The organism is Streptomyces sp. NRRL F-2664 (assembly GCF_000719345.1).
Taxonomy (GTDB): Bacteria; Actinomycetota; Actinomycetes; order Streptomycetales; family Streptomycetaceae; genus Streptomyces.
In genome coordinates this window covers 25,460-48,920 of record NZ_JOFX01000015.1, presented here as the reverse complement: position 1 = coordinate 48,920, position 23,461 = coordinate 25,460, and the positions used below count along the sequence as shown (strand labels likewise).

20 protein-coding genes are annotated in these 23,461 nt (G+C 72.8%); 16 read left to right on the top strand and 4 right to left on the bottom strand.

Annotated elements, in window-relative coordinates; all coding sequences use genetic code 11:
- The first annotated feature begins 20 nt into the window (after nucleotides 1-20).
- From IF89_RS0115815 to IF89_RS0115780, 8 genes are all read left to right on the top strand, one after another.
- On the top strand, nucleotides 21-1,979 hold the full coding sequence (locus IF89_RS0115815) for an acyl-CoA dehydrogenase family protein (protein WP_030767383.1): 1,959 nt from the start codon (nucleotides 21-23) through the stop codon (nucleotides 1,977-1,979).
- A 95-nt stretch (nucleotides 1,980-2,074) separates the two neighbouring features.
- Nucleotides 2,075-3,403 (top strand): hypothetical protein, encoded by a 1,329-nt coding sequence (locus IF89_RS0115810; protein ID WP_030767379.1) that lies wholly within the window; start codon nucleotides 2,075-2,077, stop codon nucleotides 3,401-3,403.
- Between the two features lie 21 nt (nucleotides 3,404-3,424).
- Nucleotides 3,425-4,678, top strand: coding sequence for a 1-deoxy-D-xylulose-5-phosphate reductoisomerase (gene dxr / locus IF89_RS0115805; RefSeq protein ID WP_030767376.1), 1,254 nt, complete (start codon nucleotides 3,425-3,427; stop codon nucleotides 4,676-4,678).
- Nucleotides 4,675-5,976, top strand: a complete 1,302-nt coding sequence (locus IF89_RS0115800) for a M50 family metallopeptidase (RefSeq protein WP_030767373.1) — start codon at nucleotides 4,675-4,677, stop codon at nucleotides 5,974-5,976. Before dxr ends, IF89_RS0115800 begins: the two co-directional genes overlap by 4 nt.
- Nucleotides 5,977-6,152: 176 nt before the next feature.
- Nucleotides 6,153-7,310 carry a flavodoxin-dependent (E)-4-hydroxy-3-methylbut-2-enyl-diphosphate synthase gene (gene ispG / locus IF89_RS0115795; protein WP_030767370.1) on the top strand — a complete coding sequence of 386 codons (1,158 nt, stop codon included), beginning with the start codon at nucleotides 6,153-6,155 and terminating at the stop codon, nucleotides 7,308-7,310.
- A 147-nt stretch (nucleotides 7,311-7,457) separates the two neighbouring features.
- Entirely contained in the window at nucleotides 7,458-8,303 is an 846-nt protein-coding gene (locus IF89_RS0115790) for a GNAT family N-acetyltransferase (RefSeq protein ID WP_030767367.1), read from the top strand.
- Between the two features lie 62 nt (nucleotides 8,304-8,365).
- The gene (locus IF89_RS0115785; protein WP_030767364.1) at nucleotides 8,366-8,908 is read left to right on the top strand and encodes a GNAT family N-acetyltransferase; all 543 of its coding nucleotides are present in this window, start codon (nucleotides 8,366-8,368) and stop codon (nucleotides 8,906-8,908) included.
- A gap of 43 nt (nucleotides 8,909-8,951) precedes the next feature.
- On the top strand, nucleotides 8,952-10,664 hold the full coding sequence (locus IF89_RS0115780; protein WP_030767362.1) for a proline--tRNA ligase: 1,713 nt from the start codon (nucleotides 8,952-8,954) through the stop codon (nucleotides 10,662-10,664).
- Between the two features lie 111 nt (nucleotides 10,665-10,775).
- Here the strand turns inward: IF89_RS0115780 and IF89_RS0115775 are convergent, their stop codons facing one another.
- The 4 genes from IF89_RS0115775 to IF89_RS0115760 all read right to left on the bottom strand — a co-directional run bounded on the left by IF89_RS0115775 (nucleotide 10,776) and on the right by IF89_RS0115760 (nucleotide 13,769).
- Nucleotides 10,776-11,774, bottom strand: coding sequence for a slipin family protein (locus IF89_RS0115775; RefSeq protein ID WP_030767360.1), 999 nt, complete (start codon nucleotides 11,772-11,774; stop codon nucleotides 10,776-10,778).
- A gap of 75 nt (nucleotides 11,775-11,849) precedes the next feature.
- Nucleotides 11,850-12,752, bottom strand: coding sequence for an aminoglycoside phosphotransferase family protein (locus tag IF89_RS0115770; protein ID WP_030767357.1), 903 nt, complete (start codon nucleotides 12,750-12,752; stop codon nucleotides 11,850-11,852).
- A 31-nt stretch (nucleotides 12,753-12,783) separates the two neighbouring features.
- Nucleotides 12,784-13,227 (bottom strand): ferritin-like domain-containing protein, encoded by a 444-nt coding sequence (locus IF89_RS0115765; RefSeq protein WP_030767354.1) that lies wholly within the window; start codon nucleotides 13,225-13,227, stop codon nucleotides 12,784-12,786.
- A complete protein-coding gene (locus IF89_RS0115760) occupies nucleotides 13,224-13,769 on the bottom strand; it encodes a hypothetical protein (RefSeq protein ID WP_030767351.1) in 546 nt (181 codons plus the stop codon). The genes IF89_RS0115765 and IF89_RS0115760 overlap by 4 nt, the downstream gene beginning before the upstream one ends.
- Nucleotides 13,770-13,925: 156 nt before the next feature.
- On the opposite strand from IF89_RS0115760, the gene rimP reads away from it, so the two are divergent.
- The 8 genes from rimP (at nucleotide 13,926) to IF89_RS0115720 (ending at nucleotide 23,356) form a co-directional block, all read left to right on the top strand.
- Nucleotides 13,926-14,438 (top strand): ribosome maturation factor RimP, encoded by a 513-nt coding sequence (gene rimP, locus IF89_RS0115755; RefSeq protein ID WP_030767346.1) that lies wholly within the window; start codon nucleotides 13,926-13,928, stop codon nucleotides 14,436-14,438.
- 2 nt (nucleotides 14,439-14,440) lie between these two features.
- On the top strand, nucleotides 14,441-15,451 hold the full coding sequence (gene nusA / locus IF89_RS0115750) for a transcription termination factor NusA (protein WP_030767342.1): 1,011 nt from the start codon (nucleotides 14,441-14,443) through the stop codon (nucleotides 15,449-15,451).
- 147 nt (nucleotides 15,452-15,598) lie between these two features.
- Nucleotides 15,599-15,886: a YlxR family protein gene (locus tag IF89_RS0115745; protein WP_078628327.1), complete on the top strand. Its 288-nt coding sequence runs from the start codon at nucleotides 15,599-15,601 to the stop codon at nucleotides 15,884-15,886.
- Between the two features lie 149 nt (nucleotides 15,887-16,035).
- Complete coding sequence (gene infB, locus IF89_RS0115740; RefSeq protein ID WP_030767337.1) at nucleotides 16,036-19,128, top strand: translation initiation factor IF-2; 3,093 nt, start codon at nucleotides 16,036-16,038, stop codon at nucleotides 19,126-19,128.
- Nucleotides 19,129-19,314: 186 nt separating this feature from the next.
- Entirely contained in the window at nucleotides 19,315-19,608 is a 294-nt protein-coding gene (locus IF89_RS0115735; protein ID WP_030011580.1) for a DUF503 domain-containing protein, read from the top strand.
- A gap of 36 nt (nucleotides 19,609-19,644) precedes the next feature.
- Entirely contained in the window at nucleotides 19,645-20,106 is a 462-nt protein-coding gene (rbfA, locus tag IF89_RS0115730; RefSeq protein ID WP_030767334.1) for a 30S ribosome-binding factor RbfA, read from the top strand.
- Entirely contained in the window at nucleotides 20,103-21,011 is a 909-nt protein-coding gene (truB, locus tag IF89_RS0115725; protein ID WP_030767331.1) for a tRNA pseudouridine(55) synthase TruB, read from the top strand. The genes rbfA and truB overlap by 4 nt, the downstream gene beginning before the upstream one ends.
- Before the next feature lie 1,388 nt (nucleotides 21,012-22,399).
- On the top strand, nucleotides 22,400-23,356 hold the full coding sequence (locus tag IF89_RS0115720; RefSeq protein ID WP_030767328.1) for a bifunctional riboflavin kinase/FAD synthetase: 957 nt from the start codon (nucleotides 22,400-22,402) through the stop codon (nucleotides 23,354-23,356).
- Nucleotides 23,357-23,461 lie beyond the last annotated feature (105 nt).

Sequence of the window (23,461 nt, the reverse complement as noted above, 5' to 3'; positions counted from 1 at the left end):
GCGGCGAGGTGAGTCCCCGCATGTCCGCAACACAGCCCGTACCGCCCACCGGCACACAGCCCAAGGTGACCGAGCGCGAGGCACGACAGGTCGCGGAAGCGGCCCGGGAGCAGGACTGGCGCAAACCCAGTTTCGCCAAGGAGCTGTTCCTGGGACGGTTCAGGCTCGACCTGATCCATCCCCATCCGCTCCCCGCCGACGAGGACGTCAGACGGGGCGAGGCCTTCCTCGCCCGGCTGCGCGAGTTCTGCGAGACGCGCATCGACGGCGCCCTCATCGAGCGCGAGGCGAAGATCCCCGACGAGACCGTGCGCGGCCTCAAGGAACTCGGCGCCCTCGGCATGAAGATCGACCCCAAGTACGGGGGCCTCGGCCTCACGCAGGTCTACTACAACAAGGCGCTCGCCCTCGTCGGCTCGGTCAGCCCGGCCATCGGTGCCCTGCTCTCCGCGCACCAGTCGATCGGCGTGCCCCAGCCGCTGAAGATGTTCGGCACACAGGCGCAGAAGGACACCTACCTCCCGCGCTGCGCGACCTCCGCCATCAGCGCCTTCCTGCTCACCGAGCCGGACGTGGGCTCCGACCCGGCACGCCTGGCCACCACCGCCGTCCCCGACGGCGACGACGCCTACGTCCTCGACGGCGTGAAGCTGTGGACCACCAACGGGGTCGTCGCGGACCTGCTCGTGGTCATGGCCCGGGTGCCGAAGTCGGAGAACCACCGCGGCGGGATCACCGCCTTCGTCGTCGAGGCCGACTCGCCCGGCATCACCGTGGAGCACCGCAACGCCTTCATGGGCCTGCGCGGCCTGGAGAACGGCGTCACCCGCTTCCACCAGGTGCGGGTCCCCGCCGACCAGCGCATCGGCGCCGAGGGCGCCGGCCTCAAGATCGCCCTCACCACGCTCAACACCGGCCGGCTCTCCCTGCCCGCCATGTGCGTCGGCGCCGGCAAGTGGTGCCTGAAGATCGCCCGCGAGTGGTCCGGCGTACGTGAGCAGTGGGGTCGGCCGGTCGCCCGGCACGAGGCGGTAGGAGCCAAGATCTCCTTCATCGCCGCCACCACCTTCGCCCTCGAAGCCGTCGTCGACCTCGCCTCCCAGATGGCCGACGAGGACCGCAACGACATCCGCATCGAAGCCGCCCTCGCCAAGCTCTACGGCTCCGAGATGGCCTGTCTGATGGCCGACGAACTGGTGCAGATCCGCGGCGGGCGGGGCTTCGAGACCGCCGAGTCCCTGGCCGCCCGCGGCGAGCGCGCCGTCCCCGCCGAGCAGATGCTCCGCGACCTGCGCATCAACCGGATCTTCGAGGGCTCCACCGAGATCATGCACCTGCTGATCGCCCGCGAGGCCGTGGACGCCCACCTCTCCGTGGCCGGCGACCTCATCGACCCCGAGAAGGCGCTGGGCGACAAGGCGAGGGCGGGCGCCCGCGCCGCCGGCTTCTACGCCCGCTGGCTGCCCAAGCTCGCCACCGGTCCCGGCCACGTGCCCGGCACCTACCGGGCCTTCCACCCCCCGGGCCACCCCGACCTCTCCACCCACCTGCGCCATGTGGAACGCAGCGCCCGCAAACTCGCCCGGTCCACCTTCTACGCGATGTCCCGCTGGCAGGGCCGCATGGAGACCAAGCAGGGCTTCCTCGGCCGGATCGTCGACATCGGCGCCGAGCTCTTCGCGATGAGCGCGGCCTGCGTCCGCGCCGAGCACCTGCGCGCCTCCGGCGAGCACGGCCGCGAGGCGTACCAGCTGGCCGACGCCTTCTGCGAACAGTCCCGGCTGCGCGTCGAGGAGCTCTTCGGCCGGCTCTGGTCCAACACCGACGACCTCGACCGCAAGGTGGTCGCCGGGGTCCTGTCGGGGACCTACGCCTGGCTGGAGGAGGGCGTCCTCGACCCCTCCGGCGACGGCCCCTGGATCGCCGACGCCGCCCCCGGCGCCTCGAACCGGAAGAACGTGCACCGCCCCATCCGCTGACCTGCGATCATCTCCGCACGTCGGACAGACGTACGAGGATGGAGAACGCGTGCGGAACCGGCACGCGTACGAGCACAGCGCGAGGCGGACGAACGATGCCGACGGCCGAGCAGGACCGCACCAGTCGACGGCTGGCCTGGTGCGTGGCGCACCTGCTGCGCCACGCACCGGACCACGTCGTCGTCGACCTGACCGGCCGGCTCGATCCGGCGACCCTGAAGTACCTCTGCCGCGACGAGTGGCTGGCGGCCTCGACCGTCACCCTGCTGCTGCGCCACGCAGGCCCGGCGGACCGCGGCCGCATCGCCCGCAACCCCCGCGTCGTGGGCCGGCCCCTGCCCGGCCTGCCCGGGCCCGCCCGCTACGCCCGCCGCCGCACACCGGCCGGACTCCTGCCCGTGCTCCGCGCCGAACTCGGCCGCGACCCCGAGGCGCAGCCCCTCACCCCGGCGGAGCTGACCGTCCTGCTGCGCCGGCACGGCAGGCGCGGACCCCGGGTCCCCCTCGACATCCTGGCGCTGCCCCACGTACTCGATCCGGAGCACCTGCTCGCCGAGCACTCCCGCCGGCCCCTGCCGGCCGGCTCCGTCGAGGCCCTGCTGCTCGTCGCCGACCTGCCCATGGAGACCGCCACCGGTCTGCTCGCCGCCGCTCCGGCCGCGGCGCAGGAGCGCTCCTGGCACCGGCCCGCCGTCCGCGCCGTACGGATGGGCCGGCTCACGCACGAGGAACTCGTCGCACACGTCGCCCCCGCCCACCGCACGCTGGTCCTCGGCCACCTCCCCGCCCGCCGCTCCCTGCGCTGGACCCTGCCCGAACAGGCCGGCATGCAGACCGCCGTGCTGCGCGCCCTGCGCCCGCTGGGCGACGACCCGCGACTGTGGGCGGAGCTGCTGCGGCACGCCCCCGGCCGTCCGGGCCCGCTGCCCGAACTGGTCGCCGGCGTCGTCGGCGGGATCCTGCCCGCACCGGACGGCGCGCAGCAGCCGGACCCCGACCTGGCCCGGGCCGTGCGCCACCTGGCCCCCACCGCCTCCGAGCCCACCGGCGGCGTGGAGCGGGAACTGGCCCTCGCGAGCCTCGCCGTGCCCATGGAAAGCGTCGAGGAGGACATCCGCTGGGTGCGCGACTGCCTCGACCGCGGCCTGCTCACCGGCGTGGACGTCGTCCGGCACAAGCTGCCCGCGTGCTGGGCCCTCGACGAGGACCACTGGCTCGGCGACGTGGACCACCCGGACCGGCACGACCACGCGGGCGCCGTCCTCGCCGCCCACGCCGAGGCGTACCGGCTGCTCACCGCGGCCCTGGGGGAGGACCCGGACGCGTGGTGGCGCACCGCCCGCACCCTCCCCGACTTCGCCGGAACGCTCCCGCACCTGCTCCTGCGGGTCACGGAAGGGGGCTCCGTGTCGGGCCGCCCCTGACTTGCCGCAACAATGGGGGGCATGAGCGACCGTCCAGCCCCCCTCGCCGACCCGCACCTCCTCTTCGACCCCGCGGCCGGCCGCCGGGACATCGTCATCCTCGGGTCCACCGGCTCCATCGGCACCCAGGCCATCGACCTGGCCCTGCGCAACCCGGACCGGTTCCGGGTGACCGCGCTGTCCGCCGCCGGCGGCCGGGTGGCACTGCTGGCCGAGCAGGCCCGGCTGCTGCGCGTGGAGAAGGTGGCCGTCGCCCGCGAGGACGTCGTACCGGCCCTGAAAGAGGCGCTGAGCGCCCAGTACGGTCCGGGCGAGGCGCTGCCCGAGATCCTGGCCGGGCCGGACGCCGCGACCGAGCTCGCCGCATCCGCGTGCCACACCGTGCTCAACGGCATCACCGGATCCATCGGCCTCGCGCCGACCCTCGCCGCCCTGGGGGCCGGCCGCACCCTCGCCCTGGCCAACAAGGAGTCGCTGATCGTCGGCGGCCCGCTGGTCAAGGCACTCGCCGCGCCCGGCCAGATCATCCCCGTGGACTCCGAGCACGCCGCGCTCTTCCAGGCGCTGGCCGCCGGCACCCGCGCCGACGTGCGCAAGCTCGTGGTGACCGCCTCCGGCGGCCCCTTCCGCGGCCGCACCCGCGCCGAACTCGCACAGGTCACCGTCCAGGACGCGCTCGCCCACCCCACCTGGGCCATGGGCCCCGTCATCACCGTCAACTCGGCGACCCTGGTCAACAAGGGACTGGAGGTCATCGAGGCCCACCTGCTCTACGACATCCCGTTCGAGCAGATCGAGGTCGTGGTCCACCCCCAGTCGTACGTGCACTCGATGGTGGAGTTCACCGACGGCTCCACCCTCGCCCAGGCCACCCCGCCGGACATGCGCGGGCCCATCGCGGTCGGCCTCGGCTGGCCCGGACGGATCCCGGACGCGGCCCCCGCCTTCGACTGGACCAAGGCATCCACCTGGGAGTTCTTCCCGCTGGACACCGAGGCGTTCCCCGCCGTCGGGATCGCCCGGCACGTGGGAGCACTCGGGGGCACCGCCCCGGCCGTGTTCAACGCGGCGAACGAGGAGTGCGTGGAGGCGTTCCTGGCCGGTCGGCTGCCGTTCACAGCAATCATGGATACGGTCTCTGCCGTGGTCGATGAGCACGGGACGCCGGAGTCGGGAACCTCCCTGACCGTCCAGGACGTCCTCGAAGCAGAGGCCTGGGCCAGGGCCCGGGCGCGGGAGATGGCGGCTCGGGCCGCCGCGGAGGCGCGCGCATGACACTTCTGATGACGGTGCTCGGAATCGTGATCTTCGCGGTCGGCCTGCTGGTCTCCATCGCGTGGCACGAGCTGGGGCACCTCTCCACGGCCAAGCTGTTCGGCATCCGCGTCCCGCAGTACATGGTGGGCTTCGGCCCGACCCTCTGGTCGCGGACGAAGGGCGAGACCGAGTACGGGATCAAGGCCATCCCCATGGGCGGCTACATCCGGATGATCGGGATGTTCCCGCCCGGTGAGGACGGCAAGGTCGCCGCCCGGTCCACCTCGCCGTTCCGGTCGATGATCGAGGACGCGCGCTCGGCGGCGTACGAGGAGCTCCGGCCCGGCGACGAGACCCGGCTCTTCTACACGCGCAAGCCGTGGAAGCGCGTGATCGTGATGTTCGCCGGCCCGTTCATGAACCTGATCCTGGCCGTGGCGATCTTCCTCACGACCCTGATGACCTTCGGGCTGAACACCCAGACCACCTCGGTCGCCACCGTCTCCGACTGCGTGATCCAGCAGAGCGAGAAGCGGGACAAGTGCCTGCCCGGCGACCCCGCCGCGCCCGCCAAGGCCGCGGGCCTGAAGGCCGGTGACAAGATCGTCGCCTTCGACGGCCGCCCGGTCGACGACTGGTCCGCCCTGCAGAAGGACATCCGCGCCACCGTCGGACCCGCCACCATCACCGTGGTCCGGGCCGGCGAGCGCCTCGACCTCACGGCGAACCTGATCGAGAACAAGGTCGCCAAGACCGACGGCAGCGGCAAGTACGTCAAGGACGAGTACGTCACCGCGGGCTTCCTCGGCTTCGCACCCGCCTCCGGCTACGTACCGCAGTCCTTCGGCCAGTCCGCCGAGCGCATGGGCGAGATGATGGAGGCCGGCGTGCAGTCGCTGGTCGCCCTGCCGTCGAAGGTCCCGGACCTGTGGAACGCGGCCTTCAACGGCGCCGAGCGCAAGCAGGACAGCCCCATGGGAGTCGTGGGCGCGGCCCGGGTCAGCGGTGAGATCTTCACCCTCGACATCCCCGCCCAGCACCAGCTGGTGTTCTTCCTGAACCTGCTGGCCGGCTTCAACCTCTCGCTGTTCCTCTTCAACATGCTGCCGCTGCTCCCGCTCGACGGCGGCCACATCGCGGGCGCCCTGTGGGAGTCGCTCCGGCGCGGGGTGGCACGGATCTTCCGCCGCCCCGACCCCGGCCCGTTCGACGTGGCGAAGCTGATGCCGGTCGCGTACGTGGTCGCGGGCCTGTTCATCTGCTTCACCCTGCTGGTGATGGTCGCGGACGTGGTCAACCCGATCAAGATCACCTAGCCCGCCGGGCGGGCCACCGCACACCGACGGGAGCCGGGCACGCATCGTGCCCGGCTCCCTACGTTCGGGTGGTGCGCCCCCTCGGATGCACGGGGCGTGCCGTCGTTGGCGTAATCTCGAAGCCTGGAGCCCGCCGATCTCGGGACCTTGATCCACACCTTGGGGTTGCACAGCAGATGACTGCCATCTCTCTCGGAATGCCGTCCGTGCCGACGAAGCTTGCCGACCGCAGGGTCAGCCGCAAGATCCAGGTCGGTTCCGTGGCCGTCGGCGGCGACGCACCCATCTCGGTGCAGTCGATGACCACGACCCGCACCTCCGACATCGGCGCCACGCTCCAGCAGATCGCCGAGCTGACCGCCTCCGGCTGCAACATCGTCCGCGTCGCCTGCCCGACCCAGGACGACGCCGACGCGCTCGCCGTGATCGCCAAGAAGTCGCAGATCCCGGTCATCGCCGACATCCACTTCCAGCCGAAGTACGTGTTCGCCGCGATCGACGCCGGCTGCGCCGCCGTCCGCGTCAACCCGGGCAACATCAAGCAGTTCGACGACAAGGTCAAGGAGATCGCGAAGGCCGCGAACGACGCGGGCACCCCGATCCGCATCGGCGTCAACGCCGGCTCCCTGGACGCCCGCCTGCTGAAGAAGTACGGCAAGGCCACCCCCGAGGCTCTCGTCGAGTCCGCGCTGTGGGAGGCCTCCCTCTTCGAGGAGCACGGCTTCAGCGACATCAAGATCTCGGTCAAGCACAACGACCCGGTCGTCATGGTCAACGCCTACCGCCAGCTCGCCGCCGCCTGCGACTACCCCCTGCACCTGGGCGTCACCGAGGCCGGCCCCGCCTTCCAGGGCACCATCAAGTCCGCCGTCGCCTTCGGTGCACTGCTCTCCGAGGGCATCGGCGACACCATCCGCGTCTCCCTCTCCGCCCCGCCGGCGGAGGAGGTCAAGGTCGGCATCCAGATCCTGGAGTCGCTGAACCTCAAGCCGCGCCGCCTGGAGATCGTCTCCTGCCCCTCCTGCGGCCGCGCCCAGGTCGACGTCTACAAGCTGGCCGAGGAGGTGACCGCCGGCCTGGAGGGCATGGAGGTCCCGCTGCGCGTCGCCGTCATGGGCTGCGTCGTCAACGGCCCCGGCGAGGCCCGCGAGGCCGACCTCGGCGTCGCCTCCGGCAACGGCAAGGGCCAGATCTTCGTGAAGGGCGAGGTCATCAAGACCGTCCCCGAGTCGAAGATCGTCGAGACCCTCATCGAAGAGGCCATGAAGATCGCCGCCCAGATGGAGGCCGACGGCGTCGCCAGCGGCGAGCCGACCGTCGCCATCGGCGTCTGATCCAGGCCGCCCGCCCGCATCCGGCCCCGGCCCCGTTCCCGCAGCTCGGGAGCGGGGCCGGGGCCTTTTCGTGACCTCTGGACGCGGCATCGCCCGGCCCCGCCGGGTACAGTGCGGAGATCAGCAGACTTGTACGGTGAGGCCCCAGTGTTGACGCAGACCACCACCCGGGTCCTTGAACCCAGTGATCTCGACGCCGCGCTCGACATCCTCGGACGCGAGCCGGTCGAGAACGCCTTCGTCACCTCCCGGGTCCAGGTCGCCGGACTCGACCCCTGGCGCCTGGGTGGCGAGATGTGGGGCTGGTACGCCGACGGCGAGCTCCGCTCCCTCTGCTACGCCGGAGCCAACCTCGTACCCGTCTGCGCCGAGCCCGACGCCGTACGCGCCTTCGCCGACCGGGCCCGCCGCACCGGCCGCCGCTGCTCCTCCATCGTCGGCCCCGCCGGCCCCACCCGGCAGCTGTGGCAGCTGCTGGAGCCCAGCTGGGGACCCGCCCGCGAGGTCCGCGCCCACCAACCCCTCATGGTCATCGACCGTCCGTCGACCACGGTCGAGGCGGACCCCCGGGTCCGCCGGATCCGCAAGGACGAGATGGACCTGATCATGCCCGCCTGCGTCGCCATGTTCACCGAGGAGGTCGGCGTCTCGCCGATGGCCGGAGACGGCGGACTGCTCTACCAGGCCCGCGTCGCCGAACTCGTCGCAGGCGGCCGCTCCTTCGCCCGCGTCGAGGACGGCAAGATCGTCTTCAAGGCCGAGATCGGCGCCGCCACCTCCCGCGCCTGCCAGATCCAGGGCGTCTGGGTGGCCCCCGAGTACCGCGGCCGCGGCCACTCCGAGACCGGGATGGCCGCCGTCGTCGCGTACGCGCTGCGCGACGTGGCCCCCGTGGTCAGCCTCTACGTGAACGACTTCAACACCGCGGCGCGCGCCGCATACCACCGGGTCGGCTTCCGTGAGGTCGGCGCGTTCATGAGCGTGCTGTTCTGAACCGCCCGCAGAGCGGGGCGGCGGCATTCCGGCACACCCTTACCGCGAAGTAAGGTCACCGCATGCTGCCTTCCGGAGTCCGTATCGGCCCGCTCGACCTCGCCGCCCGCGTGGACGAGGCCCTGCGCGTGCAGGCCGTCGCCTTCGGCCTCAGCGAGGAGGAGGTCGGCATCCGGCGCTACATCGTCCAGCGCCACATGACCTGCAAGGGCGCCCGCGCCCTCGGTGCCTTCGCCGAGGACGGCGCGCTCACCGGCTTCGTCTACGGCATGCCCAACGACCGCACGCACTGGTGGTCCACCGTCGTCGAGCCCTACCTGCGCGCCGGCGGGCACGAGGACTGGCTCGACGGCTCCTTCGTCATCACCGAACTGCACGTCCACCCCGGCTTCCAGGGCCACGGCATCGGCCGCGCCCTGATCACCACCCTCACCGACAGCGCCGCCGAACCCCGCTCGATCCTCTCCGCCATCGACACCGAGAGTCCCGCACGCGGGCTCTACCGGGCCCTCGGCTACGTCGACCTCGCCCGCCGGGTCCACTTCCCCAGCGCGAGCCTCCCGTACGCCGTCATGGGCGCCCCACTGCCGCTGACCAGGCCCTGAATCGGTTTCCTGGGGCCGCGGGGGCACCGGTAACCTCCCGGGCATGTCCACACACCAGGTACAGCGCATGTCCCGCCTCATGGCCAAGACCCTCCGCGAGGACCCGGCCGACGCCGAGACCCTCAGCCACCGGCTCCTGGTCCGAGCCGGCTACGTCCGGCGCAGCTCGGCCGGCGTCTGGACGTGGCTGCCGCTCGGCAAGCGGGTCCTGGACAACGTCAGCCGCGTCGTGCGCGAGGAGATGGACGCCATCGGCGCCCAGGAGGTACTGCTGCCGGCCCTGCTGCCGAAGGAGCCGTACGAGGTCAGCGGACGCTGGTCGGAATACGGCGACCTGCTGTTCCGCCTCCGCGACCGCAAGGGCGCCGACTACCTGCTCGGTCCCACCCACGAGGAGATCTTCACCCTGGTGGTGAAGGACCAGTGCACCTCGTACAAGGACCTGCCGGTCATGCTGTACCAGATCCAGACCAAGTACCGGGACGAGGCCCGCCCCCGGTCGGGCGTGCTGCGCGGACGCGAGTTCCAGATGAAGGACTCGTACTCCTTCGACGTCTCCGACGAGGGGCTGGAGGAGTCCTACCGGCTCCACCGCGAGGCGTACGTCCGCATCTTCGAGCGACTGGGCCTGGACCACCGCATCGTGTCCGCGGTGTCGGGCGCGATGGGCGGCTCGGCGTCCGAGGAGTTCCTGGCCCCGGCCGAGGCCGGCGAGGACACCTTCGTGGACTGCCCCTCCTGCGACTACGCGGCGAACACCGAGGCCGTCACCTTCGCAGCGACCCCCGTGTCCGAGGAGCACCCGGCCCTGGAGGAGGTGGACACCCCCGACACCCCGACGATCGAGACGCTCGCCGCGCAGCTGGGCGTGCCGGCCTCGGCGACGCTGAAGAACCTCCTCGTGAAGGTCGACGGCGAGATCACCGCCGTGGGCGTGCCCGGCGACCGCGAGGTGGACCTCGGCAAGCTCGCAGAGCACCTGGCCCCCGCGGTCGTCGAACTCGTCACGGCCGAGGACTTCACGGGCCGGCCCGACCTGGTGCGGGGCTACGTGGGGCCGCAGAGCCTGGGGAAGGTCCGCTACCTGGCCGACCCTCGGGTCGCGCCGGGCACCGCCTGGGTGACCGGCGCCAACAAGGCCGACACGCACGCCCGCAACGTCGTCTGCGGCCGCGACTTCGAAGTCGACCAGTACCTCGACGTCGTGGTCGTGGAGCCGGGCGACCCCTGCCCCTCCTGCGGGGCGGGGCTGAAGCTCGACCGCGCGATCGAGATCGGGCACATCTTCCAGCTCGGCCGCAAGTACGCGGACGCCTTCGGGTTGGACGTCCTGGGCCGCGGGGGCAAGCCGGTACGGGTCACGATGGGCTCCTACGGCATCGGCGTCTCCCGCGCGGTCGCGGCCCTGGCCGAGCAGACGGCGGACGAGCGCGGCCTGTGCTGGCCGGCCGCGGTGGCCCCGGCCGACGTCCACGTGGTCGCGGCGGGCAAGGCGGTGCCCCTGGCGCTGGCCGAGCAGGCGGCGACGGCCCTTGCGGCCTCGGGGCTGCGGGTCCTGCTGGACGACCGCCCGGGCCTCTCGCCGGGCGTGAAGCTCACGGACGCGGAACTGATCGGCGTGCCCTGGATCCTGGTGGCGGGCCGCCGCTCGGCCGACGAGGTCGTCGAACTCCAGAACCGCGCCACGGGCACCCGCGAGGAACTCCCCCTGACCGAGGCCCTCGCCCGCCTGCACGCAGCCGCTCCCGCCTCCTGACCCCGCTCCTCCCGCCCCGCCGAATGCATCCGGCCTCGCCGGCGTGTGGGCACGCCGCAGGGATACGGCTCCGACCGAGCCGGGGTGCAGGGCCGGGGCGGCGCCCGGCGGCTACGGCGGGGACTCTCCCGGGAACGGCGGCGGCTCGGCGGCCCCGAGCGTCCGCTCCTGCGCGGCCCGCTCGACGGTCGCCGCGGCGTCCGCCGTCCCGCGGTCCACCGCGGCCGCGTCCGCTTTCCTGCGGTCCACCGCGGCCGCGTCCGCCGCACCGGCGACCTCGACCGGCCCGGGGCCTTCGGAAGCCGGGCCGGCCGAGGCCGGTTCCTTCCGCGCGGCGGCCGCCGCAGGCGGAGGAGCCGCGCGTTCGAGGAAACGCAGCAGCTCCACCGGGAACGGCAGCACCAGCGTGGAGTTCTTCTCGGCGGCGACCGCCACGATCGTGTGCAGCAGGCGCAGTTGCAGCGCCGAGGGCTGCTCCGACATGACCTCCGCCGCCTCGGCGAGCTTGTGCGAGGCCTGGAGCTCCGCGTCCGCGTTGATCACCCGGGCCCGGCGCTCGCGGTCCGCCTCCGCCTGTCGTGCCATCGACCGCTTCATCGTCTCCGGCAGCGACACGTCCTTGATCTCGACCCGGTCGATCTGCACCCCCCAGCCCACCGCAGGACTGTCGATCATCAGTTCCAGGCCCTGGTTGAGCATCTCCCGGTTGGAGAGCAGGTCGTCCAGGTCGGACTTGCCGATGATCGACCGCAGGGAGGTCTGCGCCATCTGCGAAACGGCGAAGCGGTAGTCCTCCACCGCCACGACCGCGCTCGCCGGGTCGACCACCTTGAAGTACACGACCGCGTCCACGCGCACCGTCACGTTGTCCCGGGTGATGCCCTCCTGCGCGGGCACCGGCAGCGTCACGATCTGCATGTTCACCTTGCGGAGCCGGTCGATCACGGGAACGATCACCGTGAAGCCGGGCGGGCGTATCTCCTCCCGGAGCCGACCGAAGCGGAAGACCAGGCCCCGCTCGTACTGCTTCACCACGCGCGCCGCGGCGCCCATGTAGACCGCGGCGCCCACACCCGCGGCGACCACCGCTGTCAGCAGTTCCTCGACCATGGCGGCCCCCTGCCGGACATACCCTTCTTTCCTACGGTATGCCCCACTCCGCGTCCGGTCGATCAGACCAGGCCGCTACAGCCAGGCCGCGAACTCCAGGAGCAGTTCGGCGTCGCGCCGGCGGCCGGCGGACAGGGCGCGGTTGCCCGACTCCACCGCCCGGAACAGGGTCCAGCCCCGCAGCCGCTCCCGGTCCACCTCCAGCGCGTCGGCCAGCTTGTTCACCCGGCGCCGGGCGCCCGCCGCCCCCGCCGAGGAGGCGACCTGGTCCTCCAGCCGGTCCCGGACCAGACGCGCCAGGTCGTACGCCCGCTCGCCGACCAGCGGGTCGGGGCCCACCGTCAGCCACGGCGCCCGCTCGCCGGCCAGCACCTTGCCCTGCCGGAAGTTCCCGTGCAGCAGCAGCTCCTCCGGCGCCGCCGCCACCAGCTCCTCACGCGCCGCCAGGGCCGCGTCGGCCAGCGCCCGCACCTCCGCCGGAGCGGCCCGCAGCGCGGCGGACTGGGCCGCGGTGCGCTCCGCCACCGTCTCCCACCCGTGCCCGGCGGGCGGCGCCACCCACAGCCGGCGCAGCGTGCCACTGGCCTCCAACAGGGCCTTGGCATCCGGCAGGGACCGCAGCGACACCTCCGGATGCAGCCGTTCCAGCAGCAGGGCCCCGTCGTCCTCGTGGTGCCGCGTGTCGAGGACCCGTACGGCGCCGAAACCGCCCCAGTGCGCCAGCGCGGCCAGCTCCCGGTCGGGCCGGGCGAGCGGCGGTGCCAGCTTCAGGGCCGCAGGGGTGCCGTCCGCGTAGGTGACGAGGACCACCAGACTGCTGCGGCCACCGGGGGCCTGCACCCGCTGGGCCCGTACGCCCCGCCGGGTGAGCGCGGCCTCGGTCAGCCCGGCCAACTGCCCCAGCCAGTCCGTGTCCTGCGCCGTCACCGGCATCTCGCCGAGCGCCCGTACGAGCCGCTGCGGCGGTTCGAAAGCCATGCGTGCGTGGTCCCTTTCAGCTGGTGAGGGCTCACTGTGCGCGTTCGGTGAGCCCAGGGAAGGCTACGCCGCCCCCGCGCCAGCGTGCCGCGCGCACGGCCGCGGCGCTCAGCGCGTCGGCCGCCTCGCGGCGCAGCGGGCCCTCTGCCGCCCGCACCAGGTCCGAGTACGCCCCGGCCACCCGCTCCTCGATCACCGCGGCCAGCCGCTCGGCGTCGGCGGCGGTGCGCACCTCGAACGGCAGGGCGTACGCCGCCTCCGAGGAGCGGGGCGCGCCGCCCAGCTCCCGCACGGTCCGGACCAGGGCGTCGCGCCGGGCCAGATGGCTGCCGTACGCCTCCCGGGCCTCGGCGGCGCGGGCGCCGGGGGTGCGCGCGCCGATCACCCCGTAGCCGTACGCGGCCGCGTGCTCGGCGGCGAGGGCCGCCTGCGCGGCCTCAAGGGCCCGGCCGGCGGGAGAGGGTTCGGGCTTCACGGCGTGGCTCCGGGCGTCGAGGTCAGCAGGTAGACGTGCACGGCGCCGCAGGCGGCCAGAGAGGCCAGCATCCGGGCCAGCTCGCCCGGCGCGCCGGCCAGGTCGATGGTCCGGGCCTCGGACAGGCTCCGCTCGGCGTCGGCGAGCGCGGTGAGGGCCTCGGCCGCCTTCGCCGGCACCGGCTCACCGCTCGCCGCGGGCGCGGCCGCCCCCGTACCGCCGGACGGCGACCCCGCCGGGGACGGCGCGCCGGACGCGGCGGAGGGGGACAGGGCGGCCGCGTGCGCGGCGACGGCGGCGCGCAGCGGGCCGAGCCGCGCCGCCAGGTCCGGATGGGCGGCGGCGGTGGCGTCGTAACGTTCCAGCAGCCGCGCACTGTCACGAACGGCCGCTTCCCGCATCCGCCGTTCGACGGAAATCGTCGGGTCGGCACCCGCCGAGCGGTCGTCGGTGCACCCGGTCAGCAGCACGGCACCGGCCGCGCCGGCGGCACCGGCGAGCAGGCTCCTGCGCGAGGGTCTCGGAGGCGGAGTCCAGGGCACGGCGTCGTCCTCGGGGTGTGGGGCGGGGCAGGGTGTGATCACGGTACCCGGGGCCCTGCTCACAGGGCGGACGGCAACACCCCCTGACACCGGATACCCTTTGACCTGACACACGACGGAAACCACAACAGCACACGCGGCCGAGGAGTCACCCGGATGAGCACCACCCAGAGCGACAGGCTGCGCGGGCTGCTGGAGCCGCTCGTCGCCGCCAAGGGCCTGGACCTCGAAGAGATCGAACTGTCCCGGGCGGGCAAGCGCCGGATGCTGCGGATCATCGTGGACTCCGACGAGGGCGTGGAGCTGGACGCATGTGCCGAGCTGAGCCGTGAGGTCTCCGACAAGCTCGACGACTCCGACGTGATGGGCGAGGACGAGTACGTCCTCGAAGTGAGCTCCCCGGGCGCCGACCGCCCGCTGACCGAGCACCGCCACTACGTACGGGCCATCGGCCGTCTCGTGAAGTTCCAGCTGTCCGCCGAGGACGGCAAGGGTGCCGGGGAACTGGTCGCCCGCATCCTCGACGTCGACGACGAGGGCATGGACCTCGAAGTACCGGGCGTGAAGGGCCGCAAGGCCACCGCCCGCCGCATCGCGTTCACCGACATCGTGAAAGCGCGTGTCGAGATCGAGTTCAACCGCAAGGACAAGAAGGAAGAGGAGGCGTAGCCGTGGACATCGACATGAGTGCCCTGCGGGGTCTGGTCCGGGAGAAGGAGATCTCCTTCGACCTGCTCGTCGAGGCGATCGAGTCGGCCCTCCTCATCGCGTACCACCGCACCGAGGGGAGCTACCGCCGCGCCCGCGTCGTGCTGGACCGCACCAACGGTCACGTGGTCGTGTGGGCGACGGAAGACCCGAGGGATCTCGAAGAGGGCCAGGAGCCCAAGGAGTTCGACGACACGCCGTCGGACTTCGGCCGGATCGCCGCGACGACCGCCAAGCAGGTGATCCTCCAGCGTCTGCGCGACGCCGAGGACGACCTGACCTTCGGCGAGTTCGCCGGCCGGGAGGGCGACGTCATCACCGGCGTCGTGCAGCAGGGCAAGGACCCCAAGAACGTCCTCGTCGACATCGGCAAGCTGGAGGCCATCCTGCCGGTGCAGGAGCAGGTCCCCGGCGAGGAGTACCCGCACGGGCTGCGCCTGAAGGCGTACGTCGTGCGCGTGGCGAAGGGTGTCCGCGGCCCGTCCGTGACCCTCTCGCGCACCCACCCGAACCTGGTGAAGAAGCTCTTCTCGCTGGAGGTCCCGGAGATCGCCGACGGCAGCGTCGAGATCTCGGCGATCGCCCGCGAGGCCGGTCACCGCACCAAGATCGCCGTTCGATCCACCCGTTCGGGCCTGAACCCCAAGGGCGCCTGCATCGGCCCGATGGGCAGCCGGGTGCGCAACGTGATGGCCGAGCTGCACGGTGAGAAGATCGACATCGTCGACTGGTCGGACGACCCGGCGGAGATGGTCGCGAACGCGCTGTCACCCGCCCGGGTGAGCAAGGTCGAGGTCGTCGACTGGGACTCCCGTTCGGCCCGGGTGACGGTGCCGGACTACCAGCTGTCCCTGGCCATCGGCAAGGAGGGGCAGAACGCCCGCCTCGCCGCACGGCTCACCGGATGGCGCATCGACATCCGCCCGGACACCGAGACCTCGCCGGACGCGGACCGGGACCGGGACGGGGAATAAACCGGTACCGGACGGGGCTTCCCGGACGGTAGACAGGGTTCGTACGGCCGCTGCCGAGGGCAGCGGATCAAGACAACACAACAGCCGTTCGATTTTTCCTCCGGCACTCGTCGGGGGAGAGGTCGGTACGGGGAGGTAGACTTAGGCGTGTCTGGCCGGACGCAAGCCCGCGCACGCCCCGAACGCACCTGTGTGGGGTGTCGGGAGCGAGCGGCGAAGAGCGATCTGCTGCGGATCGTGGCGATCGAGGACGAATGCGTCCCCGATCATCGCGGTACGCTGCCCGGCCGGGGTGCGTACGTGCACCCCGCCGTGGTCTGCCTCGACCAGGCGGTCCGCCGCCGAGCGTTCCCCCGGGCCCTCAGGTCCGCCGGAGCGCTCGACACGGCGAACCTGCGCAATGCCGTGGCCGGGACATCCGGGACCACAGCGTAAGGAAGTAGTACGGCACGGATACCCCGTGCGGTCAGGTACCTCGCGAGTTGGAAGTAGGTCGAGATTGCGATGAGCACTCGATGAGTACGCGATGAGTACGCCCATGAAGTAGCGACGGTCCGGCGTAACCCGGACCTCAAAGGAGCGAAGTGGCTAAGGTCCGGGTATACGAACTCGCCAAGGAGTTCGGGGTGGAGAGCAAGGTCGTCATGGCCAAGCTCCAAGAACTCGGTGAATTCGTCCGTTCGGCGTCCTCGACGATCGAGGCGCCGGTTGTACGCAAGTTGACTGACGCACTGCAGGGGCCCGGCGGCAACGCCGGCAAGTCCGCTGCAAAGCCCGGCGCGCCCCGCAAGGCCGCGCCCGCCAAGCCCGCAGCGCCGTCCCCGGCCGCTGCGGCACGTCCTGCTGCCCCGAAGCCCGGCGCACCGGCCCCCAAGCCGGCCGCCGCCGAGGCCCCGTCCGCAGCACCCGTGACGCCGGCCGCCCCCGGCCCGCGTCCCGGCCCGAAGGCTCCCGCCCCGAAGCCCGCTCCGGCGGCGCCCGTGGCGACCGAGTTCTCCGCGCCCCCGGCGGCTCCGGCCGCCCCGGCGCGCCCCGCCGCGGCCCCCGGCCCGCGTCCGACGCAGCAGCGTCCGGCGGCTCCCGGTCAGGGCGGTGCCCGTCCCGGCGCCCCGCGTCCGACCGGCGCCACCCCCGGCGCCCCGGGCCGTCCCGCCGGCACCCCCGGTGCTCCGGCTCCGCGCCCGCAGGGCGCCCGTCCGGCCGGTCCCCGTCCGGGCAACAACCCGTTCACCTCCGGCGGCTCCACCGGCATGGCGCGCCCGCAGGCGCCCCGTCCGGCCGGCGCCCCGCGTCCCGGCGCCCCCGGCGCCGGCGGCCAGGGTGCTCCCCGTCCGCAGGGTGGTCCCGGCGGCGCTCCGCGCCCGCAGGGCCCCGGCGGCGCCCGCCCGACCCCGGGCGGCATGCCCCGTCCGCAGGGCGGCGCTCCGCGTCCGGCCCCGGGCGGCAACCGTCCGAACCCGGGCATGATGCCGCAGCGTCCCGCTGCCGGCGGTCCCGGTCCCCGTCCCGGCGGCGGCCCCGGTGGCCGTGGTCCCGGTGCGGGCGGTCCCCGTCCCGGTGGCGCCGGTCGTCCCGGCGGCGGCGGCTTCGCCGGCCGTCCGGCCGGTCCGGGCTCGCGTCCGGCCGGTGGTGGCGGCTTCGGCGGTCCCCGTCCGGGTGGCGGCGGCTTCGGCGGCGGCCCGGCCGGCGCCGGTGGCGGCGGTCGTCCCGGCTTCGGTGGGCGTCCCGGCGGTCCCGGTGCCCGTGGCGGTACGCAGGGTGCCTTCGGCCGTCCCGGCGGTCCGGCCCGTCGCGGCCGCAAGTCGAAGCGCCAGAGGCGCCAGGAGTACGAGGCCATGCAGGCCCCGTCCGTCGGCGGCGTGATGCTGCCCCGCGGCAACGGCGAGACCGTTCGCCTGTCGCGCGGTGCGTCCCTCACCGACTTCGCCGAGAAGATCAACGCCAACCCGGCGTCGCTGGTCGCGGTGATGATGAACCTCGGCGAGATGGTCACTGCCACGCAGTCCGTCTCCGACGAGACCCTCCAGCTCCTCGCGGGCGAGATGAACTACCAGGTTCAGATCGTCAGCCCGGAGGAGGAGGACCGCGAGCTCCTCGAGACCTTCGACATCGAGTTCGGCGAGGACGAGGGCGGCGAGGAGTACCTGCTGCCGCGTCCGCCGGTCGTGACCGTCATGGGTCACGTCGACCACGGTAAGACCCGACTGCTCGACGCCATCCGCAAGACGAACGTCGTCGCGGGCGAGGCCGGCGGCATCACGCAGCACATCGGTGCGTACCAGGTCTCCACCGAGGTCAACGACGAAGAGCGTCGCATCACCTTCATCGACACCCCGGGTCACGAGGCGTTCACCGCCATGCGTGCCCGCGGTGCGAAGTCGACCGACATCGCGATCCTCGTGGTCGCGGCCAACGACGGCGTCATGCCGCAGACGATCGAGGCGCTCAACCACGCCAAGGCCGCCGGCGTCCCAATCGTCGTCGCGGTCAACAAGATCGACGTCGAGGGTGCGGACCCGACCAAGGTGCGCGGTCAGCTCACCGAGTTCGGTCTGGTCGCCGAGGAGTACGGCGGCGACACGATGTTCGTGGACATCTCCGCCAAGCAGGGTCTGCACATCGACTCCCTGCTGGAGGCCGTCGTCCTCACCGCCGACGCCTCGCTCGACCTGCGCGCCAACCCGGAGCAGGACGCTCAGGGTATTGCGATCGAGTCCCACCTCGACCGCGGCCGCGGTGCCGTCGCCACCGTCCTCGTCCAGCGCGGTACCCTCCGCGTCGGCGACACGATGGTCGTGGGCGACGCCTACGGCCGCGTGCGCGCCATGCTCGACGACAAGGGCAACAACGTCGAGGAAGCGGGTCCGTCGACCCCCGTCCTGGTCCTGGGTCTCACCAACGTCCCCGGCGCCGGCGACAACTTCCTCGTCGTCGACGAGGACCGCACCGCCCGCCAGATCGCCGAGAAGCGTGCTGCGCGCGAGCGCAACGCCAACTTCGCCAAGCGCGTCCGTCGCGTGTCCCTCGAGGACCTCGACTCCGTGCTCAAGGCCGGTCTGGTCCAGGAACTCAACCTCATCATCAAGGGCGACGCGTCCGGTGCGGTCGAGGCCCTGGAGTCCTCGCTGCTCCAGCTCGACGTCGGTGAAGAGGTCGACATCCGCGTCCTGCACCGCGGTGTGGGTGCGGTCACCGAGTCCGACATCGCCCTGGCGATGGGCTCCGACGCCATCGTCATCGGCTACAACGTCCGTGCTGCCGGCCGCGCCGCGCAGATGGCGGACCGCGAGGGCGTCGACGTCCGGTACTACTCGGTGATCTACCAGGCCATCGAGGAGATCGAGGCGGCCCTGAAGGGTCTCCTCAAGCCGGAGTACGAAGAGGTCGAGCTCGGTACGGCGGAGGTCCGCGAGATCTTCCGCTCGTCCAAGCTGGGCAACATCGCCGGTGTCCTCATCCGGTCCGGCGAGGTCAAGCGCAACACCAAGGCGCGCCTGCTGCGCGATGGCAAGGTCATCGCGGAGAACCTCACCATCTCCGGTCTGCGCCGCTTCAAGGACGACGTCACCGAGATCCGCGAGGGCTTCGAGGGTGGTATCAACCTCGGTTCCTTCAACGACATCAAGATCGACGACGTCATCGCGACGTACGAGATGCGCGAGAAGCCCCGCGCGTAAGCGCGAGGCGGTTCGCACCGTGTCGTAACGCGTGACCCCGGGGCCGGTCGGCGGAATATCCGTCGATCGGCCCCGGCCGTTGCGTGTACGGTTCTGGTGACCCGGCCGCGCGAGCGCCGGGTGACCCGGCCGGGCGACGGCCCGGCCGGCCACCGAACCCGCACCGGCGGGATATCCGGCAACTGCATGTACGTGGGGACTCTGTCCTTCGACCTGCTCCTCGGCGACGTCCACTCGCTGAAGGAGAAACGCTCCGTCGTCCGGCCCATCGTCGCCGAGCTCCAGCGCAAGTTCTCCGTGAGCGCGGCCGAGGTGGGCGACCAGGATCTGCACCGCAGGGCCCGCCTAGGGGTCGCGCTGGTGAGTGGGGACGCGGGGTTCCTCTCGGACGTACTGGACCGCTGCGAGCGGCTGGTCGCGGCACGTCCGGAAGTGGAGCTGCTGTCCGTACGACGGCGCCTCCACGGTGATGAAGACTGACTTATAGCTTGTCTGCAAGAAGAAGGAGACGGACCAGTGGCCGACAATGCGCGGGCGAAGAAGCTGGCGGACCTCATCCGGGAGGTGGTGGCGGAGAAGCTGCAGCGCGGTGTCAAGGACCCCCGCCTCGGGACGCACGTGACCATCACGGACACCCGGGTCACCGGCGACCTGCGGGAGGCCACGGTCTTCTACACGGTCTACGGCGACGACGAGGACCGCGCCAGTGCGGCAGCCGGCCTGGAGAGCGCCAAGGGCGTCCTGCGCTCCGCGGTCGGCCGGGCGGCGGGGACCAAGTTCACCCCCACCCTCACCTTCGTCGCCGACGCCCTCCCGGAGACGGCCAAAACCATCGAGGACCTCCTCGACAAGGCCCGTGCCTCCGACGCCCAGGTGCGCGAGGTCTCCTCCGGTGCCCAGTACGCCGGCGACGCCGACCCGTACAAGAAGCCCGGTGAGGACGCCGACGACTCCGACGAGGACGCAGCCGCGGAATGAGCACCGACGCAGGGAAGACTCCGGACGGCCTTGTCATCGTCGACAAGCCGTCCGGCTTCACTTCGCACGACGTGGTCGCCAAGATGCGCGGGATCGCCAGGACCCGCCGCGTCGGCCACGCCGGCACCCTCGACCCGATGGCGACGGGGGTGCTGGTCCTCGGCGTGGAGAAGGCCACCAAGCTCCTCGGCCACCTCGCGCTCACCGAGAAGGAGTACCTCGGCACGATCCGGCTGGGCCAGAACTCCCTGACGGACGACGCCGAGGGCGAGATCACCTCGTCCACGGACGCCACCGGGGTCACCCGGGAAGCCGTCGACGCGGGCGTCGCCAAGCTGACGGGCGAGATCTTGCAGGTCCCGTCCAAGGTCAGCGCCATCAAGATCAAGGGCGTGCGCTCCTACAAGCGCGCCCGGGACGGCGAGGACTTCGAGATCCCGGCCCGGCCGGTCACGATCTCCTCCTTCCAGGTGTACGACATGCGGCAGGCCGTGGCCGAGGACGGCACCGAGGTCGTCGACCTCGTCGTCTCCGTCGTCTGCTCCAGCGGCACCTACATCCGCGCCCTCGCCCGCGACCTGGGCGCCGACCTCGGCGTCGGCGGACACCTGACGGCGCTGCGCCGCACGCGGGTGGGCCCTTACAAGCTGGACCGCGCCCGGACCCTGGACCAGCTCCAGGAGGAGCTGACCGTCATGCCGATCGGCGAGGCGGCCGCAGCGGCCTTCCCTCGCTGGGACCTGGACGGCCGGCGGGCCTCGCTGCTCGCCAACGGCGTACGGATCGACATGCCGGAGGAGTACGGCGACGGGCGCACGGTCGCGGTCTTCGGGCCGCAGGGCCGCCTGCTCGGGCTCGTCGAGAGCAAGAACGGGAAGGCGAAGTCCCTCGCGGTCTTCGTCTGATCGTTGACGTGGAGCGGTGAGCGCACCTGCCGTGCCGCTCACCGCTCCACGACCCCCCTCGGGTAGGTCTCTATCCATCCGGACGCCGCTATTCACCCGTCCGAGCAGGCGCTCGGAGTGAATGGAGGGAGCGTAAGGGGGCGCGTTTGCCGCGTGTGCCCGGCGTGCCGAGCTTCGCGTGCCCGATGGGGTGGGCACCGGGCGGTGCGGGGAGCGGGCATTGCGTACGAGCAGCACCGCAGGAGCACCGGCCGAGCCCGCCACGGCGTGCCCCGCCCGCGTGGCGGTGTCGCGGAGCGGGCGCCGCAGGTGTGCCGGCGCCGGCGGGCGGGTCGCGTCCGTCTGTGCCATGAGCCGGTTCCGCCGCAGGCACCGTGGACACGCCGGCCGGCAGGCTCCTCCCTTGCGCGCCCCCCCCGAGGGACCGCGCCCGGCCGGCATGGCCCTCACACCGGCCGCCCGGAGCACGCGGCACCCTCCGGGTCGGGCCGTCCACGGCCTCGTGGCTGGTGGGCACCCTCCCGCGGGAGGCGCCGGGTCGGGGCCGCCGCCCGCGGTCCCGCCGCCCCGCACGTCCGCGCTGCCGCCCGGGTGGGGCTCGCGCTGCCCTTGTACGGTCGCGCCTTGGCCGTGCTGCTTGCCGTGACCGCTACCTGCTCGACGCCCGCGCCGCTGCGCCCGTTTCGACGTCGTCTCCCGGCCGCCCGCCGCGGCCCTGCCCGTACTGCCCGACCAGGACGCGGTGTTCGACGACGCCCGGCACGCACGCCGCGACGGGGACCACTGCCGGCTCGGCGCGCGGGTGGGCTCGTGCAGGCGCCTTCCGCGGCAACCGCCGACGTCCCGCGTGCCACCGCGCTTGTCCGTCGGCCGCTGAAGCCGAGGTGGCCGCGGCGCCCGCTGGTGCTGGGCCCGCTGCGGAGCGCGCCCCGCCGCGGTGCGGGCCACGTGCCCGGCAGTGGCCTCGGAGCCCTGCGTACCGCTGCGTGAGGGGAGCGACTCGCGGGTGGGGGAGGCGTTCCCGGGGCGGTCTCGCCGGGGCCACCGCGCACGGCGGAGGTCAGGGCCACGGGAGCTGCTGCGCCGCAGCGGGCGTCGGCCCGCGCCCGGCCGGCCTCAGGGACGCCGGTCGCCCGCCGACAGGCGCAGTCGGCCGCGCCGGCCACGGCGCCGGCCGGGACCGAGCGTCCGGCGGACGGTGGAGCCCCTCAGCAGGGCGGCCGCGGATGTGGCGTGACGATCCGCGGCGGCTCGGCGCGCCGGCGACCCGGCGGGCCCCGCCCGGCTCGGACGCCGATGCGTGGCAGTGGCCCCCGGCATGGCAGTCTTAGACCTGCAATCGGCAATCAGTTCAAGGACCAACCGGGTTCGGGCGAGGAGCGGTCACAGTGCAGCGCTGGCGTGGCTTGGAGGACATCCCCCAGGACTGGGGACGCAGCGTCGTCACCATCGGCTCCTACGACGGCGTGCACCGGGGACATCAGCTGATCATCGGCCGGGCGGTGGCCACGGCCCGCGCGCTCGGCGTCCCGTCCGTGGTCGTCACCTTCGACCCGCACCCGAGCGAGGTCGTGCGCCCCGGCAGCCACCCGCCGATCCTGGCCCCCCACGACCGGCGCGCCGAGCTGATGGCCGGCCTCGGCGTGGACGCGCTGCTCATCCTGCCCTTCACCGCCGAGTTCTCGCAGCTGTCCCCGGCCGACTTCATCGTGAAGGTGCTCGTCGACAAGCTGCACGCCCGGGCCGTCATCGAGGGCCCGAACTTCCGCTTCGGCCACCGAGCCGCCGGCAACGTCGACTTCCTGCGCGAGCTGGGCTCCACGTACGACTACCAGGTCGAGGTCGTGGACCTGGTGGAGCGCGGCACGGCGGGCGGCGGCGTCCCGTTCTCCTCCACGCTGGCGCGCCGACTGGTCGCCGAGGGCGACATGGACGGGGCCGCCGAGGTACTGGGCCGCCCGCACCGCGTCGAGGGCGTGGTGGTCCGCGGAGCGCAGCGCGGGCGCGAACTCGGCTACCCGACGGCGAACGTCGAGACGGCCCCCCACACCGCGATCCCCGCGGACGGGGTCTACGCCGGCTGGCTGACGGCGGACGGCGAGCGGATGCCGGCGGCGATCTCGGTGGGGACGAACGTGCAGTTCGACGCGACCGAGCGCACGGTGGAGGCGTACGCGATCGACCGGGTCGGGCTGGACCTGTACGGCAAGCACGTGGCCGTCGACTTCCTCGCCTACGTGCGCGGGATGGCGAAGTTCGAGTCGCTGGACGGGCTGCTGGAGGCGATCGCGGACGACGTGAAGCGGGCGCGCGTGCTGACCGACGCCTACGACGCCAAGCGCTGACGCGCACGCGCACGGACGGGCGAGGGCCCGTACCGCCGCCGGCTGCCGATCCGATCGGAACCCCGGGGTGGTACGGGCCCTCGCCCGTCGTGCTCGGTGTGGCCG

What these genes read in the sequence shown, in the direction of transcription:
- IF89_RS0115815 (WP_030767383.1), top strand. Translation starts at nt 21, where the DNA reads ATGTCCGCAACACAGCCCGTACCGCCCACCGGCACACAGCCCAAGGTG.
- IF89_RS0115810 (WP_030767379.1), top strand. Translation starts at nt 2,075, where the DNA reads ATGCCGACGGCCGAGCAGGACCGCACCAGTCGACGGCTGGCCTGGTGC.
- dxr (WP_030767376.1), top strand. Translation starts at nt 3,425, where the DNA reads ATGAGCGACCGTCCAGCCCCCCTCGCCGACCCGCACCTCCTCTTCGAC.
- IF89_RS0115800 (WP_030767373.1), top strand. Translation starts at nt 4,675, where the DNA reads ATGACACTTCTGATGACGGTGCTCGGAATCGTGATCTTCGCGGTCGGC.
- ispG (WP_030767370.1), top strand. Translation starts at nt 6,153, where the DNA reads ATGACTGCCATCTCTCTCGGAATGCCGTCCGTGCCGACGAAGCTTGCC.
- IF89_RS0115785 (WP_030767364.1), top strand. Translation starts at nt 8,366, where the DNA reads ATGCTGCCTTCCGGAGTCCGTATCGGCCCGCTCGACCTCGCCGCCCGC.
- IF89_RS0115780 (WP_030767362.1), top strand. Translation starts at nt 8,952, where the DNA reads ATGTCCACACACCAGGTACAGCGCATGTCCCGCCTCATGGCCAAGACC.
- IF89_RS0115775 (WP_030767360.1), bottom strand. Translation starts at nt 11,774, where the DNA reads ATGGTCGAGGAACTGCTGACAGCGGTGGTCGCCGCGGGTGTGGGCGCC.
- IF89_RS0115770 (WP_030767357.1), bottom strand. Translation starts at nt 12,752, where the DNA reads ATGGCTTTCGAACCGCCGCAGCGGCTCGTACGGGCGCTCGGCGAGATG.
- rimP (WP_030767346.1), top strand. Translation starts at nt 13,926, where the DNA reads ATGAGCACCACCCAGAGCGACAGGCTGCGCGGGCTGCTGGAGCCGCTC.
- IF89_RS0115735 (WP_030011580.1), top strand. Translation starts at nt 19,315, where the DNA reads ATGTACGTGGGGACTCTGTCCTTCGACCTGCTCCTCGGCGACGTCCAC.
- truB (WP_030767331.1), top strand. Translation starts at nt 20,103, where the DNA reads ATGAGCACCGACGCAGGGAAGACTCCGGACGGCCTTGTCATCGTCGAC.